At 60.3% G+C, this 17,941-nt stretch carries 16 protein-coding genes and 2 pseudogenes; 6 read left to right on the forward strand and 12 right to left on the reverse strand.

Going from position 1 to position 17,941, the window contains the following annotated elements; translation table 11 throughout:
* Positions 1-128, forward strand: a pseudogene (locus KGB29_RS21890) (dienelactone hydrolase family protein); the annotation flags it as partial.
* Here the strand turns inward: KGB29_RS21890 and KGB29_RS21895 are convergent.
* Both KGB29_RS21895 and KGB29_RS21900 read right to left on the reverse strand, forming a co-directional pair.
* A pseudogene (locus KGB29_RS21895) lies at positions 119-1,303 on the reverse strand (MFS transporter); the annotation flags it as partial. The pseudogenes KGB29_RS21890 and KGB29_RS21895 sit on opposite strands and share 10 nt — an antisense overlap.
* Positions 1,304-1,583: 280 nt before the next feature.
* The gene (locus KGB29_RS21900; protein WP_033052720.1) at positions 1,584-3,170 is read right to left on the reverse strand and encodes an ABC-F family ATPase; all 1,587 of its coding nucleotides are present in this window, start codon (positions 3,168-3,170) and stop codon (positions 1,584-1,586) included.
* Between the two features lie 488 nt (positions 3,171-3,658).
* Here KGB29_RS21900 and lpxO point away from each other — a divergent pair, with 488 nt between their 5' ends.
* Positions 3,659-4,558, forward strand: coding sequence for a lipid A hydroxylase LpxO (gene lpxO, locus KGB29_RS21905; protein WP_150815283.1), 900 nt, complete (start codon positions 3,659-3,661; stop codon positions 4,556-4,558).
* Between the two features lie 140 nt (positions 4,559-4,698).
* On the opposite strand, the gene KGB29_RS21910 is transcribed toward lpxO, so the two are convergent.
* Positions 4,699-5,550 carry a Ku protein gene (locus KGB29_RS21910; RefSeq protein ID WP_150815284.1) on the reverse strand — a complete coding sequence of 284 codons (852 nt, stop codon included), beginning with the start codon at positions 5,548-5,550 and terminating at the stop codon, positions 4,699-4,701.
* 193 nt (positions 5,551-5,743) lie between these two features.
* Here KGB29_RS21910 and KGB29_RS21915 point away from each other — a divergent pair, with 193 nt between their 5' ends.
* From KGB29_RS21915 to ilvA, 3 genes are all read left to right on the forward strand, one after another.
* Entirely contained in the window at positions 5,744-6,091 is a 348-nt protein-coding gene (locus KGB29_RS21915; RefSeq protein ID WP_090455332.1) for a hypothetical protein, read from the forward strand.
* Positions 6,092-6,158: 67 nt separating this feature from the next.
* Positions 6,159-7,322: a PQQ-dependent sugar dehydrogenase gene (locus KGB29_RS21920; protein ID WP_223616482.1), complete on the forward strand. Its 1,164-nt coding sequence runs from the start codon at positions 6,159-6,161 to the stop codon at positions 7,320-7,322.
* Positions 7,323-7,526: 204 nt separating this feature from the next.
* Positions 7,527-8,540, forward strand: a complete 1,014-nt coding sequence (ilvA, locus tag KGB29_RS21925; RefSeq protein WP_150815286.1) for a threonine ammonia-lyase, biosynthetic — start codon at positions 7,527-7,529, stop codon at positions 8,538-8,540.
* A gap of 64 nt (positions 8,541-8,604) precedes the next feature.
* Here the strand turns inward: ilvA and eco are convergent, their stop codons facing one another.
* Entirely contained in the window at positions 8,605-9,087 is a 483-nt protein-coding gene (gene eco / locus KGB29_RS21930) for a serine protease inhibitor ecotin (protein ID WP_150815287.1), read from the reverse strand.
* Between the two features lie 278 nt (positions 9,088-9,365).
* Between eco and KGB29_RS21935 the strand changes: the two genes are divergently transcribed.
* Positions 9,366-9,632, forward strand: coding sequence for a DUF1652 domain-containing protein (locus tag KGB29_RS21935; RefSeq protein ID WP_150815288.1), 267 nt, complete (start codon positions 9,366-9,368; stop codon positions 9,630-9,632).
* Here the strand turns inward: KGB29_RS21935 and KGB29_RS21940 are convergent.
* The 8 genes from KGB29_RS21940 to KGB29_RS21975 form a co-directional block, all read right to left on the reverse strand.
* Positions 9,629-10,024: a hypothetical protein gene (locus KGB29_RS21940; RefSeq protein ID WP_057714759.1), complete on the reverse strand. Its 396-nt coding sequence runs from the start codon at positions 10,022-10,024 to the stop codon at positions 9,629-9,631. The two genes, KGB29_RS21935 and KGB29_RS21940, sit on opposite strands and share 4 nt — an antisense overlap.
* A gap of 91 nt (positions 10,025-10,115) precedes the next feature.
* Positions 10,116-10,382 carry a DUF2790 domain-containing protein gene (locus KGB29_RS21945; RefSeq protein WP_150815289.1) on the reverse strand — a complete coding sequence of 89 codons (267 nt, stop codon included), beginning with the start codon at positions 10,380-10,382 and terminating at the stop codon, positions 10,116-10,118.
* 306 nt (positions 10,383-10,688) lie between these two features.
* Positions 10,689-11,633 (reverse strand): carbohydrate kinase family protein, encoded by a 945-nt coding sequence (locus KGB29_RS21950; protein WP_150815290.1) that lies wholly within the window; start codon positions 11,631-11,633, stop codon positions 10,689-10,691.
* Between the two features lie 13 nt (positions 11,634-11,646).
* Positions 11,647-13,143, reverse strand: coding sequence for a xylulokinase (gene xylB, locus KGB29_RS21955; RefSeq protein ID WP_150815291.1), 1,497 nt, complete (start codon positions 13,141-13,143; stop codon positions 11,647-11,649).
* 167 nt (positions 13,144-13,310) lie between these two features.
* On the reverse strand, positions 13,311-14,783 hold the full coding sequence (locus tag KGB29_RS21960) for a mannitol dehydrogenase family protein (RefSeq protein ID WP_150815292.1): 1,473 nt from the start codon (positions 14,781-14,783) through the stop codon (positions 13,311-13,313).
* A gap of 16 nt (positions 14,784-14,799) precedes the next feature.
* Positions 14,800-15,903: an ABC transporter ATP-binding protein gene (locus KGB29_RS21965; RefSeq protein WP_150815293.1), complete on the reverse strand. Its 1,104-nt coding sequence runs from the start codon at positions 15,901-15,903 to the stop codon at positions 14,800-14,802.
* A 155-nt stretch (positions 15,904-16,058) separates the two neighbouring features.
* Positions 16,059-16,889 (reverse strand): carbohydrate ABC transporter permease, encoded by an 831-nt coding sequence (locus tag KGB29_RS21970; RefSeq protein ID WP_057714765.1) that lies wholly within the window; start codon positions 16,887-16,889, stop codon positions 16,059-16,061.
* Positions 16,890-16,897: 8 nt separating this feature from the next.
* Entirely contained in the window at positions 16,898-17,824 is a 927-nt protein-coding gene (locus KGB29_RS21975; RefSeq protein ID WP_150812977.1) for a carbohydrate ABC transporter permease, read from the reverse strand.
* Positions 17,825-17,941 lie beyond the last annotated feature (117 nt).

Consider the following 17,941-nt stretch of genomic DNA (forward strand, 5'->3'; position numbering starts at 1 on the left):
CCGCCGTGGACTATCTCGGCACTCGCCCGATTGTTGATCGAGAGCGTATCGGCGTCATCGGTATCTGCGGCAGTGGCAGCTTCGCCATCAGCGCCGCCAAGATCGACCCTCGTCTGAAAGCCATCGCGCGGCGCTTGAGTAGCAGGATCAGCCCCAGCCCCGTCACCGACAACAATGCAGCACTGAAGAAAATCCACGCATATCCCAGGTTCAACGCCACTGCGCCCATCAAGGGGCCAGCAATCGCCAGCGCCAGATCGAAAAACACCGCATAAGCACTCAAGCCCGCCCCCCGGCTGGAGTTGGGCACCTGTTTGATGGCCTCGACACCCAGCGCCGGATACACCAGGGACAAGCCAAATCCAGTCAGGCCGGCGCCAATGAGCGCATACCCGGTCGAAGGGGCCAGCCACAACAGCACCAGGCCAACCGTCTCAATGCACATGCAGGCAATGGCCGACATGAACCCGCCAAAGCGACCGATGGCGGAGATGAACAGCAGCCGCGACAGAATGAAACACACGCCGAACACGGTCAGGCAGTAGGCCGCGCCGGTCCAGCCACGATTGACGTAGTACAGAGTGATAAAGGTCGTCAGGGTGCCGTAGCCAATGGACGCCAGGCTCAAACTCGCGCCAAACGGCGCAATGCGCCCGAACACCGCCCAAAACGGCAGGCGCTCGCCGCGCACCACGGGCACCGAGGGCTTGTTGCGAATCAGCAACAGTGCGACCAGGGCCAACAGCGACAGAGTGATACCCAGGCTGGCGAAACCCAGTTGTTGCACCATGACCACACCCAGCGGTGCGCCAATGGCAATCGCCCCATAGGACGCGATGCCGTTCCAGGAAATCGATCGCGCGGTATGCTCGGCGCCCACCTGGCCCATGCACCAACTGATGGTGCCGACACCGATCAACCCTTGGGCGATTCCCAGTAGCAGGCGCCCGGCGATCAGGATCAGCAGGCTGAGCAAGGGAAAGCCTTGCAACAGGGTCGACAGCAAGGTCAGCACGCCGCTGAGCACAATCCCCGCCAAGCCATAGATGATTGCGCGCTTGGTGCCAACGCTGTCCGACATCCGCCCGGCCATGGGCCGGCTGAGCAGGGTGGCGAGGTATTGCGAGCCGATGGTCAGCCCGGCCACGATGGCGCTGAACCCGAGTTGCTCGTGGACATAACCCGGCAATACCGCAATCGGCAAACCGATGCAGAGGAAGGCAATGAAGGTATAGAAAACGATGGAGACGATCTGCAGGGTGATCGCCAATGAGCTTTGCGGAGCAACTTGCTGCACAGACATGAGGGCTCGTTCGCGGGCGGCGGTGGGAGACCTGCATCATGGCGCGGCGTTGGGATAAAAGAAAGCAGGCTAACTACTTTTGCCGTGACATTATCGTTGTTCCTCATGGCCTCATCGCGAGCAAGCTCGCACACATTTTGAAATGCATCCCCCTGTGGGAGCGAGCTTGCTCGCGATGATTCATGTACCAACAAGAAACCTTGGCCCGGAATGCAAAAAGCCCCGTCACCAGGACAGGGCTTTTCACTTGAAGCTTGTAGCTAAAGGCTTGTAGCTACCTTTAGAACACCACACCCTGGCTACGCAGGTAATCGTCGTAGGTGCCGCTGAAGTCGGTCACGCCGTTAGGGCTCAGCTCGATGATGCGGGTGGCCAGGGACGATACGAACTCACGGTCGTGGCTGACGAAGATCAGCGTGCCCGGGTAGTTCTCCAGCGCCAGGTTCAGCGCTTCGATCGATTCCATGTCCAGGTGGTTGGTCGGTTCGTCCATCACCAGTACGTTCGGCTTTTGCAGGATCAGCTTGCCGAACAGCATGCGGCCTTGCTCACCACCGGAGATGACCTTGACCGACTTGAGGATCTCGTCGTTGGAGAACAGCATGCGGCCCAAAGTGCCGCGAATGATCTGCTCGCCCTGAGTCCACTGGCCCATCCAGTCGAACAGGCTGACGTCGTCTTCGAAGTCGTGGGCGTGGTCCTGGGCGTAGTAGCCCAGCTCCGCGCTTTCGGTCCACTTCACGGAGCCGGCGTCCGGGGTCAGTTCGCCCATCAGGGTGCGCAGCAGGGTGGTTTTGCCGATACCGTTCGGGCCGATGATCGCCACGCGCTCGCCGGCTTCTACGGTGAAGCTGAAGTTCTTGAACAGGGTCTTGCCGTCGAAGCCCTTGGACATCTGCTCGATGGTCACGGCCTGGCGGTGCAGCTTCTTGGTCTGTTCGAAGCGGATGAACGGGCTCACGCGGCTCGATGGCTTGACTTCGGCCAACTGGATCTTGTCGATCTGCTTGGCGCGGGAAGTGGCCTGCTTGGCTTTCGAGGCGTTGGCCGAGAAGCGGCTGACGAACGTTTGCAGTTCGGCGATCTGGGCTTTCTTCTTGGCGTTGTCCGACAGCAGTTGCTCGCGGGACTGGGTCGCCGCAGTCATGTACTCGTCGTAGTTGCCCGGGAACAGGCGCAGCTCACCGTAGTCCAGGTCGGCCATGTGGGTGCAGACGCTGTTGAGGAAGTGACGGTCGTGGGAAATGATGATCATGGTGCTGTTACGCACGGTGAGAATCGATTCCAGCCAGCGAATGGTGTTGATGTCCAGGTGGTTGGTCGGTTCGTCGAGCAACAGCACTTCCGGATCGGAGAACAATGCCTGGGCCAGCAATACCCGCAGTTTCCAGCCTGGAGCCACTTCGGACATCGGGCCGAAATGCTGTTCCAGGGGAATACCCAGGCCCAGCAGCAGTTCGCCGGCACGGGATTCGGCGGTGTAGCCGTCCATTTCGGCGAATTCGGTTTCCAGCTCGGCCACGGCCATGCCGTCTGCTTCGCTCATTTCCGGCAGCGAATAGATGCGATCGCGCTCGGCCTTGACCTTCCACAGCTCTTCGTGACCCATGATCACGGTGTCGATCACGGTGAATTCTTCGTAGGCGAACTGGTCCTGGCGCAATTTACCCAGGCGCACGTTCGGCTCCAGCATGACCTGGCCGCCGGACGGCTCGAGGTCACCGCCGAGAATCTTCATGAAGGTCGACTTGCCGCAACCGTTGGCGCCGATCAGGCCGTAACGGTTGCCACCGTTGAACTTGACCGAAACGTTTTCGAAGAGCGGCTTGGCGCCGAACTGCATCGTGATGTTAGCTGTAGAAATCAAAGGTTTTTCCTGCGAAGCATTCAGAGTAGCTAGGGTTGCGGCAGTACCGGTTCAGTACCTGTTTCCACTGTTGGGCCCCCGGGACATTCATCCCGATCGGCAGTGGAAGATCCATCTGGCATCAAGTGGACAGCAGCATGTGGCGCGCCTGGCCCGAGACAACGTGCGCTGAAAGGGGATTTTCCCGCTCTCAACCTGGGGGCGCGTAAAGTTTGGCGGCGATTGTACTGGTCTGGCTCTTTAAACGATAGGGCGATGAGGCCTCTGCAACGCTTTGGCGGTTTTTGCGGACACATTTTCACAGTTGCGGGTTAACTATTGGTTACAAACTGTGGCTAAAATGCCATCCATCAGCTGAAGGCCGACCATCGGCGTGGTTCGATGGCACCAAGGGGCCTCTGTTTCGCATTCAGTCGCTGCACAAGACCCGGGGACCGGCATGCCGGTAAAGGGCGCAGTTTGTTTATTTCCAACCTGTGACGATTTCCGTGAAACTGATCATTGCCGTTATCTACGTTGTCTCTATTGCGTACGTCCACCTGCGTGGTCGAGTGCGCCACAAGCTGGGGCGCCAGTTGAGTGATCACTCGACGTTCCTGGCGCCGATCAATTGCTTTCTTTATCTGTTTTCGAAAATCCCCAACAAACCGTATCTCGATCCGGCTGATTTTCCCGACCTGAGCCCGCTGCAGGCGCATTGGGAAGAAATTCGTGCCGAAGGCCAGAATTTGCTTCACGCCGGCGAGATCAAACGTTCGAACCAATACGATGACGTCGGTTTCAACTCGTTTTTCAAGACCGGCTGGAAGCGCTTCTATCTCAAGTGGTACGGCGATAGCCACCCGTCGGCCATGAAGCTCTGCCCGCGCACCACCGAACTGGTACAGGGCATTGGCTCGATCAAGGCGGCGATGTTCGCCGAGTTGCCACCGGGCTCCAGACTGGTGCGCCACCGCGACCCGTATGCCGGTTCGTACCGTTATCACCTCGGACTGGACACACCCAACGCTGAAGGTTGCTACATCAATGTCGATGGTCAGAACTACCATTGGCGCGATGGCGAAGCGGTGATGTTCGATGAGACCTACATTCATTACGCAGAGAACACCACGCCACACAATCGCATCATCCTGTTCTGCGACGTCGAGCGGCCGATGAAGTATCGGTGGGCAGCGGCATTCAATCGCTGGTTCAGCCGCACTGTCATGTCGGCGGCGGGTGCACCGAACGAGGACGGAGACCGCACCGGTGGGATCAACCGGTTGTTCAGCAAGGTCTACAAGGTTCGCCTGCGCGCCAAGGAACTGAAAAAACGCAACCGCAAGCTTTACTACCTCCAAAAATGGTCGATCTTTGCCGGGTTGCTGGCGGTCTTCATTCTGATCTGATTTTTTCGGTGTAGCGTACCAAGGCTTCGCGAGCAGGCTCGCTCCCACAGTGGACCGGTGTGTGTAAGGCAGGATTTGCCTTGCTGCGAAAATCCCTGTGGGAGCGGGCTTGCCCGCGAAGAGGCCGGGACATCCAGTGATCACTTACTGACTTTCTTCCGGGCAACCGGTTTGCTGCCCGCCTTCGGCCTGGACGCTGCTTTACCGCTGCCGAGGCTGCGCTTGAGCAGTTCGGTCAGGTCAATGACATCCGCCGTTTTGCGCTCCTCTTCACCGGAAGCGGTTTCGACGTCTTCGATCTTGCCTTCACGGGCCTTCTTGTCCACCAGGGCCATGATCTTGTCTCCGAAACCGTCCCGATAGTCGTCCGGCGTCCACTCGGCACTCATGTCCTCCACCAGGCGTTTGGCCATGTCCCGTTCGCCCTTGGCCAGTTCGGGGCTGGTCACTTCGCTGCCCAGCGCCAGTTCATCGAGACTTCGCACCTCGGCCGGCCAGCGCAGCATCACCAGGACCAGCGCCGATTCCAGCGGCATCAATGCGGCCAGGTGCTGGCGGGTATGCAAGACCACGCGGGCGAGGGCGACCTTGCCGGTTTTGCTCAGGGTTTCGCGCAGCAGTGCATAGACCTTTCCGCCGCGTTTGTCGGGAGCCAGGTAGTAAGGCGTGTCGATGTTCTGCAAGGGAATCTGCTTGCCATCGACAAAGGAGAAAATGTCGATGGTCTGGGTCGAGAGCGGATGAGCGGAACGGATCTCCTCTTCACTGAGCACCACGTACCGGCCCTTTTCGTACTGCACGCCCTTGACGATGTGCTCCTTGGTGACTTCCTTGCCCGTCACCTTGTTGACACGCTTGTAGCCCACCGGGTCCATGCTGCGGCTGTCGAGCCAGTCGAAATCGACGCCTCGGGAGGACGTTGCGGAGACCAGCGCCACGGGGATGTGCACCAGTCCGAAGCTGATTGCGCCTTTCCAGATTGCCCGTGCCATGGTCGTCTACTCGCGAGTGATGTTCAGGTGACCTGCGGTCCTTTGCAAAAGTTTCTGTGGTCTGCGCGCCGGTTCCCCCGCCGGATCAACCGGATGCCAGATCGTGCCGGGGAGTTTTTGGTTAACAAATCCGAACCTCGGGCGTAGCGTGGTATCGAAGTCCATACCCACGCGGACGCAGAGAGGCACCCCCATGAACCGATACGTGTTTGGCGCCATTGCACTGGCCTTGAGTGGCGTACTTGGCTCCTTGGTCCAGGCCGACGTCTCTGCTTCGTTGCAGTTGGCCCAGAACCTGCCGGGCAGCACCAACAACAACCCTTACAACAGTCCGATTCGCCGGGCCAACCCCAACAGCATGCAAGGCACCCAACCCGGCACCCCGGCCATACGAGGACCCAATACCGTGCCGGTCCCACGCCCGCCGACGCTGGACAACGGTGGCATTGGTAATCGCTACCCCGACCGGACAGCGCCCGCCAGCCCACCGAAATTCATTCCCAATCCACCTCCTCGAGACACTGGTAGCAGCAACCGTTGAGTGGCAGGCATGACGTCTGCCCGCTACTTTTCACCAAGTCTCATTTCCATCAGAAAAGGAATCCTGCATGTTGCGTAAAAACCTGTTGGCAACCCTCTGTGCCGGCGTATTGATCAGCGCCACTGTCCCTGTGCTTGCCGCGCCGGCCCAGACGATGAAAAGCGAAGATGGCACCCTTGAGGTCACCCCCATCGTGACGGGGCTGGAGCACCCCTGGGCCCTGGCATTCCTGCCGGATAGCAAAGGCATGCTGGTGACCGAACGGCCCGGCAACCTGCGACTGGTGACCGCCGAAGACAAGTTGTCCGCACCGCTCAATGGCGTACCCACGGTCTGGGCCAAGGGGCAGGGTGGATTGCTCGACGTGGCGCTGTCACCCGACTTCAAGCAGGACCGGATGGTCTATCTGTCCTATGCCGAAGGTGGCGGTCAGGGCGGCAAGGCCGGCACGGCGGTGGGCCGCGGCCGGCTCTCCGACGATATGACAGCGCTCAAGGATTTCCAGGTGATCCTGCGTCAGGAACCCAAGCTCTCGGTGGGCAACCATTTTGGCTCGCGGCTGGTGTTTGATCGCGACGGCTATCTGTTTGTGACCCTGGGGGAAAACAACGACCGCCCGACCGCCCAGGATCTCGACAAGCTGCAAGGCAAAGTGGTGCGAATCTACCCGGATGGCACAGTGCCCAAGGACAACCCCTTTGTCGGCCAGGCCAACGTGCGCCCGGAGATCTGGTCCTACGGGCAGCGTAACCCGCAAGGCGCTGCGCTCAACCCGTGGAACGGCACGCTGTGGGAAAACGAACACGGCCCTCAGGGCGGCGATGAAATCAACATCATCGAGCGCGGCAAGAATTACGGCTGGCCGCTGGCGACCCATGGCATCAACTACTCCGGTCAACCGATTCCCGAAGCCAAGGGTGAAATCGCCGAAGGCACCCTTGTCCCGAATCATGTCTGGGAAAAGTCCCCGGGCCTGAGTGGCATGGCGTTCTACGATGCCGATCGTTTCAAGGTCTGGCAGCGCAACGTGTTTGTCGGCGCGCTGATCAGCCAGGAACTGATCCGCCTGGAGTTCGATGGCGACAAGGTGATCCACGAGGAGCGCTTGCTCGGGGATTTGAAAAAGCGCATTCGCGACGTACGACAGGGGCCGGACGGATACTTGTATGTTTTGACCGATGAGGAGAACGGTGGCGTTTACAAAGTGGGTTTGAAGTTGCCGGCTGACTAAGGCACCTAAAAACTTGCCATTGACTTGCCATCAACGTCCGGCTAATTTCGAGCCATGACTTCCACCGTATTGCGCTGCCAGCCAAGCATTATTACCGCCATTCCTCATTTGGCGGGCTAGCTCACGACTGCAGCACCCAACCCGCCCTCGAGGCGGGTTTTTACTTTCTGTCTCCCGGGCCCCGATCAATGTCAGGAGACGACGATGAGTTTCACAACCGATCAACAGGCCTTGCTTGAAGGCTACGTGAAAAAGATCCTTGCCGCGCCGGTCTATGAACTGGCCGTGCGCACGCCTTTGCAACCGGCACCGGCCTTGTCCGAAGCCTTGGGCAACCAGATCCTGCTCAAGCGCGAAGACTTGCAGCCGACCTTTTCCTTCAAGATCCGCGGTGCCTACAACAAGCTGGTACAACTGAGCGAGGCGCAAAAGGCTCGCGGCGTGGTCACGGCTTCTGCGGGCAATCATGCGCAGGGCGTGGCACTGGCGGCGCGGGAATTGGGGATCAACGCTACCATCGTCATGCCCTGCACGACGCCGCAGTTGAAGGTCATCGGCGTGCGCAGTCGCGGCGCCGATGCGGTGTTGCACGGCGAAAGCTTTCCGTTCGCACTGGCCTGTGCGCTGGATTTGGCCCGGGAAACCGGTCGCACCTTTGTTTCACCTTTCGACGACCCGGAGGTGATCGCTGGGCAAGGCACGGTGGCGATGGAGATCCTGCGCCAGCATCAGGGGCCTTTGGACGCGATCTTCGTGCCGGTGGGTGGCGGGGGGCTGATCGCGGGTATCGCCGCCTACGTCAAATACTTGCGGCCGGAAGTTCGCGTCATTGGCGTCGAGTCGGAACATTCCGCGTGTCTGCAAGCGGCGATGCATGCCGGCGAACGGGTCGTGTTGCCGAGCGTCGGCACCTTCGCCGATGGGGTGGCGGTGGCGCAGATCGGCGCTTACGGTTTTGAGGTCTGCCGGTTTTGCGTCGATGACGTGGTGACGGTCAGTAACGATGAACTTTGCGCCGCAATCAAGAATATCTACGACGATACCCGCTCGATCACCGAACCTTCCGGTGCGCTGGCCGTGGCCGGGATCAAGAGGTACGTCGCGCAGACCGGTGCCTTGGGGCAGACCCTGGTGGCGATCGACTCGGGTGCCAACATCAATTTCGACAGTCTGGGGCACGTGGCCGAGCGCGCCGCGTTGAGTGGCGCCCCGGCATGATGCCTGGGCAGGTCGACAGCGGGCGCCGCAAGCGGGCGCCGCGAAGCCCCGCCGGATGGCCGGGTTATTCCTGAATGGCTTTCTCGACCTTGGTCGACGCCGACCAGATCCGATAGCGCACTTCGATGTCCTTGGGCACGTACAGCACGAGCGGCAGCTTGCTGTTGTAACGCAGCAGGAAGCCGTCACCGACCACCGGTACAAAACCCTGTTTGCTCGTGCCGCCCGGGCAGGCCATCAGCGTGCTCATCGGACCAATGACTTTCTCCAGGCGATAGAACGGATAGCCCCAACCCTCGAGGTTCTTCTCCTCGAGAATACCGCCCAGGCGCGGGTTGTTGCAGTCGACGGTCATCGTCTTGCCGGCCAGGATCTCGACCTGGAAGTCGTTTTCCCGGGTCTGTGGCGCTAGGTGGATCACCTGGCGGGTGAACCCGTTTTCGGCCTTCGGATAGGGTGCGGTGTCTTCGAGTTTGGCGGCGTGCGCCACGCCGGCAAGCCCCAGTGCGAACAGCGCTGTGCAAGCGTTAACGGTCAAAGAATTCATGATGCCTCCTTGCTTGAAGTGAAGGGCGGCATTTTCACTGTCGTGTGCAGTGAATGCAAACCTGGGATCCCCCGCGTGCAAATTGCAGGGTCGCCCGGGGCGCTTATTGCAAACCGCATGGCAGGTTGACAGGTGATTCGTCTAAATCCTTGAAGTGCCGATGAACTGCACTACGAAATTCAGGGTATGTTTTATGCTGTAGGTGCCCTTGAAGCTTGCCGGGATTGCAAATGAGCGAGCATTGATCGTCCGGCAGTCTCACAAAGGAGGGAGTCGCCATGTTTCTTTCTGCCTTGGAAGTTCGCAATATCATCGAAAGCAGTTTTCTGCCCCAGCGCTGCCAGTGCACGCTGTCACCGGATCTGTCGATGACCGTCAAGGTCTATGCAGACGGGCAAACCGATCAGCTCGATCTATTGGTCACCGGCATCGATGCTTCCGGGCTCAATGGTTGTCGGGAAATCAACGAGCTGATTGCCCAACTGCGTTCCAGGCAGCATCACGTAGAGGTCGAACCGCACTCTATGCTGGGCAAAGCACTCTAGTCTGCTGTTTCGGGTTCCAGGGACACGCGCCGGGTCTGGAAGAACGCCAGGCCCAGCGCCAGTTCAAACCCGACCGCCAGTAAAATGCCCGGTCCGACATGGCCGTTGAGCCATTCGGCAAAACCCAGCACGGCCAATCCCCAGCAGCCGACGACGAAGCCGAGGCTCAGCGCATTGCGGGTTGCGCAAGGAGGGGCGTTGCGAACCAGAAAAGAGAACACGCTCAACGCCCCAAACAGCACGGCGGTGCGTCGCGCGACCAACCCCACCGCGAATGAAAACTCGATATCCCAGAACGACAATAACCATTGCGGTGTCAGACCCCAGACCAGACTGAGCAAAAGACATAGGGCGGCGCAAAACAACGACAGCGTGCGAAACGACAACTGCATGGCGAATCCTTGCGGGCAGAGAGGGAGGCGCTAGAGCATAGCGCCGCAACCCTCAAAGGAATACTGCCAAGTACCAAATCAGACTTTTCGGTCAGCCCTGGTTCTCGCAAGCGTCGGAAAGTTTACGGTAGGAAATTTCTGCGGGTTTTCCCGTTTCATCGATGTACTTCATCTCGGCCTTCACCACCTTGCACTCCAGGGTGTCCGGCTCGGTCAGTGAAATCACTTTGCTGACATGCAATGGCATGCCGTAGTGATAGGGCACGGCTTGAGAGGTCGTGGTTTCATTGGCCTGAGCCAGGCCGGCAAACGCGGTGCAGGTGAGAGCGGCGGTAACCAGCAGGGTGCGAGTGTTCATCAGCGATCTCCGGTGCGGACGGAATGTCAGTTCGATGTGTCGCTTGTCGAACTTGCCGCACTGGGCGTCAGAACAGTCTGAGGGCGTGCGGTCCAGTGAAGTGTTGGATCGCACGGTTAAGCGAGGGTTACCCGGCTGAACACCGCCTGTCGCGGATGCGCGATCCTGTATATCAGTTAAGACCATCGGGCGCCTGATAGAAAGTCATCGCGAGCAAGCTCCCACAATGCCCGAGCGTCGACACAAATGTTGTGAACGACCCGCAACCCTGTAGGAGCGAGCCTGCTCGCGAAGAGGCCCTCGAATTCAGCGCAAATCCAGTTGCTTGCGATAAGGCAAATCCGGCCCGGTCTTGCTGCACGTCAGCGCCGCCGCCCGCACCGCGAACTTCAGCATGCAGTCGATCTGCTCGCGGCCAAGTTGCTTCACGCCCTCTACCGAATCCAGCTGGTGTTCGGTCAACCAGGTTATCAGCGCCGCCTGAAAGGTATCGCCCGCGCCCACAGTGTCGGCGATTTTTACCGTAGAGGCGGGGGTGGACCAAGAACCATGTGCCCGACTGAATACGGTCGCGCCTTCGCCGCCCCGGGTCAGGAATACCAGCTGACAGCGGTGCTGCAACCAGCCCTCGATCACCTGCGCCGGGTCCTGGCCGGGGTACAGCAGATGCAGGTCCTCGTCGCTAACCTTGATCAGGTCGGCCAGCTCCACCAGCGTTGCGATCCGTTCACGCCACCGTTCAATGTCCGGCTCCGGATTAAGACGCACGTTCGGATCGAGGCTGATCAGGCGCTTGCCGCTTTCCCGGCGCACCAATGCCAATAGCGTGTCGGCAATCGGCTGCACCACCAGGGAAAACGAGCCGATATGCAGGCCGCGTACCTCAGGCCCGAGTGTCGGCAGGTGCTCCGGTTGCAATTGTCGATCCGCGCAACCTTCGCCACGGAAGCTGTACTGCGGCGAGCCATTGGCGCCCACGGCGACCATCGCCAGGGTGGTCGGCGCGGCAAAATCCACCAGGAATTCCTGGCGCACGCCTTCATCTTGCAACACTTGCAACAAGCGCCGGCCCAGGTAGTCGGTGGACAACCCGGCCAACAGCGCCGCGTCCACGCCCAAGCGGCGCAAGCCCACCGCCACGTTGAACGGCGAGCCACCGGCAATGGCCTTGAAGTTCACTTTGGACGCCAGCCCACTGGCGTCGTTTTCACTGAAAAAATCGAACAGCGCTTCGCCACACACCAGGTACATAGTTGTTCACTCTTCAAAGGGTTGCGACATGCTGTTGATAGCGTTCATACGCCTGCTGACAGGCTTGCACATTGTCGGCGACCGGCAGGGTTTCACTGGCCGGGTCGAGTTTTACGCAGCGCTCGCACAATTGCGCCAGGCTGTCTTCGTGCCCGCTCGCCCGGGATACGCACCAGGCCGCCTGAATCGCCGCACCCAAGGCTGCGGCCTCGCTTTGTTCGGTACAGATCACCGGTGTATTCATGGTGTCGGCGACGATTTGCCGCCAGACCGCACTTTTTGACCCACCCCCAATCAGCCGAATGCTGCGGCTTTGTAAGCCATTGCGGCGTAGCAGGTCCAGTCCGTAACGCAAACCGAACGTCGTGCCTTCGACCACCGCGCGGCACAGGTTGGCCCGGGTCAGGTTGGTCATGGTCAGGCCCGACAGGCTGGCGCTGGCATGGGGCAGGGCGGGCACACGTTCGCCATTGAAGAACGGCAGCATGCACACACCGTCGGCACCGATTGGCGCCTGGGCAACGAGGTCGTTGAATTGATCGATGTCGAGGTCCAGCAGCTCGCGAATCAGGCTGGTGGCATTGGTCAGGTTCATGGTGCAGATCAAAGGCAGCCAGCCGCCACTGGAGGAACAGAACGTGGCAACCGCGGCATCCGTGGCGACGTTCGGCTGATCGGCGTAGGCGTACACCGTGCCTGACGAGCCGAGGCTCATGGTGATTGCACCAGGCTGGATGTTGCCGGTGCCGATGGCGCCCATCATGTTGTCGCCACCGCCACTGGACACCAGTGCCCGAGGGTTGATGCCCAGGTGTTTGGCGATGCCTGGCAGAATCGTGCCGACCGCCTGATGGGGGGCGATCAGTTCCGGCAGCGCCGCTTGCAGGCGTCCGCTGGGGTCGATGTCACGTAACAATTGCGAATCCCACTGGCGCGTACGCACATTGAAATACCCGGTGCCCGAGGCATCGCCGTATTCGCTGCTACTGCGGCCAGTGAGCCAATGGTTGAGGTAGTCGTGGGGCAGCAAGATGCGGGCGATCCGGGAGAACACGTCGGGATGCTGCTCTTTGGTCCATAACAGCTTGGACAGGGTGTAGCCCGGCGCGATGACGACGCCCAGGCGTTTCAGCGAACCCTTTTCGCCACCCAGGTGGGCCAGCAGTCGGTCATTCTCCGGGGTGGTTTCGGTGTCGCACCAGAGTTTAGCCGCACGCAACACCTTGCCCTGATCGTCGAGCAGCACCAGGCCGTGTTGCTGGCCGGACACGCCAATACCGAGGATCGACTGGCCATTGGTTTTGGCCGCGAGCAATGCGCGGCGAGTGGCGGTGGCGAAGGCTTCCAGCCACTGTTGGGTGTCCTGTTCGCGGCGGCCATCGGGGCCGCTGATCAGGCTGTGGCTGGCGGCTCCCTGACCGAGCACCTCACCATTGGCCGTGTCGAGAATGATGGCTTTGGTGCCTTGGGTTCCGCAGTCGATGCCGAGGAAGAGTTGTCGGGTTGTCATGCAGTATTCCTGGTCGTCAGCTAGATACAAGTCTGGATTCACTATCCCCGGTGCCTGTCAGGCCGCCTTCGCGAGCAAGCCCGCTCCCACAAGGAGTTTTGTGAGCAACACCAAACCCTGTGGGAGCGGGCTTGCTCGTGAAGACGGCAATTGCTACACCACCGACCTTAAGCCAGCACCCGTTCCAACGTCCGCGACACCCCAACCTCGCGCAAACTGTTGCAGCACCACTCAAACGCCGCGACAAACTCCGGCGAGCGCGCAATGGCCGTACCAAAAATCTCTTCGACCGCCAGCAAGCGCTGGGTAATCAGCACATCATCGGCCACCAGTGCCTGGCAGAACGCGGCCCGCGGATCCGCAATCGTGTAGGTCTCGCCCTGTTCATCCACGCCTTTGAGATACAGCGCCCACGCCGCCACCACCAACGCCGCGCGCCGGGTCTCGCGGCCATCGGCGATCAAGCGGTTGATGGTCGGTACGGTGAATTTCGGAAACTTCGACGAACCGTCCGAACACACCCGTTCAAGCTGATCGGCAATCGCCTGATTGGAGAACCGCGCCACCAGGGTGTTCTTGTACTCGGCCAGGTCGATTCCCGGCACCGCCGGCAGCTGTGGCGTCACGTCCAGGTCCATGTAGGCGCGCATGTAGCGCACGAACAGCGGGTCGTTCATGGTTTCGTGGACGAAGCGGTAACCCTTCAGGAATCCCAGGTACGTCAGCGCCAGATGACTGCCGTTGAGCAGCTTGATCTTCATTTCTTCGTAGGGCGTGACGTCGTCGGTGAATTGCACGCCGACTTTTTCCCAGGCCGGGCGACCGTTGACGAACCTGTCTTCCAGCACCCATTGCGCGAAGGGTTCGCAGACCACCGGCCAGGCATCGTCCACGCCATGCCGGTCCGCCAGTTGCAGGCGATGGAGGGTGCTGGTCATCGGTGTAATGCGGTCGACCATGGCGTTGGGGAAACTGACGTTGGCGTCGATCCAGTCACGCAACTGGCTGTCGTGCAAGGCGGCAAAGGCCAGCAGGGCCTTGCGGGTGACGGCGCCGTTGTGCGGCAGGTTATCGCAGGACATCAGGGTGAAGGCCGCTGTGCCAGCGGCGCGGCGCTTGGCCAGTGCGGCACACAGGAAGCCGAACACGGTTTTCGGTGCGCCAGGGTGCGCCAGGTCATGCTGGATCTGCGGCAAGTGCGCCATGAACTCGCCGATGCTGTCGTCGATGCAGTACCCGCCTTCGGTGATGGTCAGCGAGACGATGCGGATCTCGGGGCTGGCCAGCTTGTCGATCAATGCCTGGGCACTGTCCTCGGCCAGCAGCATGTCACGAAGGGCGCCGATCACCCGCACTTCGGTGTCGTCGCTATCGCCGAGTTCGAACAGGGTGAACAGATAATCCTGATCCTTGAGGTCGTCGCGGGCGCGACGGTCTTCAGCGCGCAGGCCGACACCGCAGATGGCCCAGTCCAGGCCTTCGCCGGTATTCATCAAGGCGTCGGTGTAGTACGCCTGATGGGCACGGTGGAAACCGCCGACCCCGATGTGCGCGATGCCTTGGCGGGTCTCGCCCAGGGCGTAGGCGGGCAGGACCACTTCAGGGGCGAGGCGGTTGAGGTTGAGTTGGTTCAATTTCATCGCAGGCTCTCTGAAATCAGGCAGCAACGCGCAACGGGCGGGTCAACGCCACGCCGTCGGCATCGAATAAATGGCAGTGTTGCGCATCCAGATGCAGGCTCAGGGTTTCACCGTAGCGGCTGGCCAGATCGCCGCGAACGCGCATGGTCAGGGCTTCGCCGGATGCCGTCCGGACGTGGCAGAAGGTGTCGCTGCCCAGGCGCTCGCTGACATCGGCGGTGACCTGCAAGGCGCAGTCGCCGGGTTTGGCCAGTTCCAGGTGCTCTGGGCGAATGCCCAGCGTCACCGCACTCCCGACGCTCAGACGCCTGCCGCCCAAGGGCAGGCTGACGCGGGTTCCGGCGTCGAGCTGCACTTCACAGCCCTGGCTGTCGACGCCGGTGACCTTGCCCTTGAGCAAGCCCATTTTTGGCGTGCCCAGGAAACCGGCGACGAACAGGTTGGCCGGCTGGTGATAGAGATCCAGCGGCGAGCCGACTTGCTCGATCTTGCCGCCATTGAGTACGACCACTTTGTCGGCCATGGTCATCGCTTCGACCTGATCGTGAGTCACGTAGATCATCGTGGCTTGCAGTTCTTTGTGCAGGCGCAACAGTTCCAGGCGCATCTGCACCCGCAGGGCGGCATCGAGGTTGGATAACGGTTCGTCGAACAGGAAAATTTTCGGGTTGCGCACGATGGCCCGGCCAATCGCCACGCGCTGGCGCTGGCCGCCGGACAGTTGCTTGGGTTTGCGCTCCAGCATCGGCCCCAGTTCGAGGATGCGCGCCGCTTCGCTGACCTTCTTCGCTACTTCGGCTTTCGCCACGCCGGCCAGGTCGAGGGCGAACGACATGTTCTTGCGCACGCTCATGTGCGGGTACAGGGCGTAGGTCTGGAACACCATCGCCAGATCGCGCTTGGCCGGGCTCACTTCGGTGATGTCGCGGCCGTCGAGTTCGATGGTGCCGCCACTGACTTCCTCCAGCCCGGCGATCAGCCGCAGCAGCGTGGATTTGCCGCAGCCCGACGGGCCGACGAATACCACGAACTCCTTGTCGTTCACTTCAAGGTCGATGCCCTTGATGATGGAAAAGCCTTCGAAGCCTTTTTGCAGATTCTTGATTTTCAGGTTGGCCATGGTGATGGGCCTCCGTTTGTTTTTATTCAGTTGAATAGGGCATGCCTTTCTGTAGGAGCGAGCCTGCTCGCGATGGGCTCACAGGCGACGCGTTTATTCAGGCCGCACACGTTATCGTTCACGTCCATCGCGAGCAGGCTCGCTCCTACAAGGGTTCATTTCACGGCGCCGAACGACAGACCACGCACCAATTGTTTCTGGCTGATCCAGCCGAAGATCAGGATCGGCGCACAGGCCAGGGTCGAGACGGCCGACAATTTGGCCCAGAACAGCCCTTCGGGGCTTGAGTACGAGGCGATCAATGCGGTCAGTGGCGCGGCTTTCGACGAGGTCAGGTTCAGCGACCAGAACGCCTCGTTCCAGCACAGGATCAACGACAGCAGCACCGTGGATGCCAGGCCGCCCTTGGCGATGGGCAGCAACACCCGGAGCATCTCCTGAGCCAGCGTTGCGCCGTCCAGCCGCGCGGCTTCGAGGATGTCCCTGGGGATGTCCTTGAAGTAGGTGTAAATCATCCAGACCACGATCGGCAGGTTGATCAGCGTGTAGATGACGATCAGCGCGATCCGCGTATCGAGCAGGCCGAAACTCTTGGCCAGCAGATAGATCGGCATCAGCACGCCCACTGGCGGCAGCATTTTGGTGGAGAGCATCCACAGGAGCGTGCCTCTGGTGCGTTGGGTTTCGTAGAAAGCCATGGAGTAGGCCGCCGGCACCGCGATCAGCAGGCACAGCGCGGTGGCGCTGAAGGAGATCACCACCGAGTTCCAGGCGAAACTGAAATAGTCGCTGCGCTCGTTGATGTGCAGGTAGTTCTCCAGCGTCGGCATGAAGATGAACTGCGGCGGCGTGGCGAAGGCATCGATTTCGGTTTTGAAACTGGTCAGTACCATCCAGAAGATCGGAAAGAAGATCAGGATCGCGATGGCCCAGGCCAACGTACCGAGCAGCAGGCTTTGCAAACGACGGGATTGTTGAAGAGTCATGGCAGGCCTCAGGCTTTGTCGGTCAGGTTTTTGCCGATCATCCGCACCAGGATGATCGCGGCGATGTTGGCGATGACCACGGCAATCAGGCCGCCCGCCGAGGCCATGCCGACATCGAACTGCACCAGCGCCTGGTTGTAGATCAGGTAGGCGAGGTTGGTCGAGGCATAGCCGGGGCCGCCGTTGGTGGTGGTGAAGATTTCGGCGAACACCGAGAGCAGGAAGATGGTTTCGATCATCACCACCACCGCAATCGGCCGCGCCAGGTGCGGCAGGGTCAGGTGCCAGAAAATCGCAATGGGCCCGGCACCGTCCAGGCGCGCGGCTTCTTTCTGTTCCTGGTCGAGGGACTGCATGGCGGTCATCAGGATCAGGATTGCGAAGGGCAGCCATTGCCACGAGACAATGATGATGATCGACAGCAGCGGGTAGTGCGCCAGCCAGTCCACTGGTTGCGCGCCGAACAGCTTCCAGACGTAGGCGAGAATCCCCGACACCGGATGGAAAATCAGGTTCTTCCAGATCAGTGCGCCCACCGTGGGCATGATGAAAAATGGCGAGATCAGCATCACCCGTACGATGCCGCGACCGAAAAACTCACTGGCCTCCAGCAATGCACTGATCAGCACGCCGAGTACCACACTGATCAGCAGCACGCTGCCCACCAGCAACAGCGTGTTGGTGGCGCCGGGCAGGAATCCGGAATCAGTCAGGAAATAGGTGAAGTTCTCCAGCCCGACGAATTCGTTTTCACCGGGATTGAGCAGGTTGTAGCGGATCATCGAAAAGTAGACGGTCATGCCCAGTGGGACAATCATCCACAGCAGCAACAACGCCACCGAAGGGCTGACCAGAAACCAGCCGGGATTGGCCACGCGGTTTTTGCGCTGCGGCTGGGCTATGTCCATGTGAGCTTTTGCAGTTGATGTATTCATGGTGATCAGAACCGATTGATTACAGGCATATGAAGATCAACTGTGGGAGCGGGCTTGCTCGCGAAGAGGCCAGTACATCCGACACAACTTTCGCGTTTGGAATGCCGCTTTCGCGAG

Source organism: Pseudomonas sp. BF-B-30 (assembly GCF_019956305.1).
GTDB lineage: Bacteria > Pseudomonadota > Gammaproteobacteria > Pseudomonadales > Pseudomonadaceae > Aquipseudomonas > Aquipseudomonas jessenii.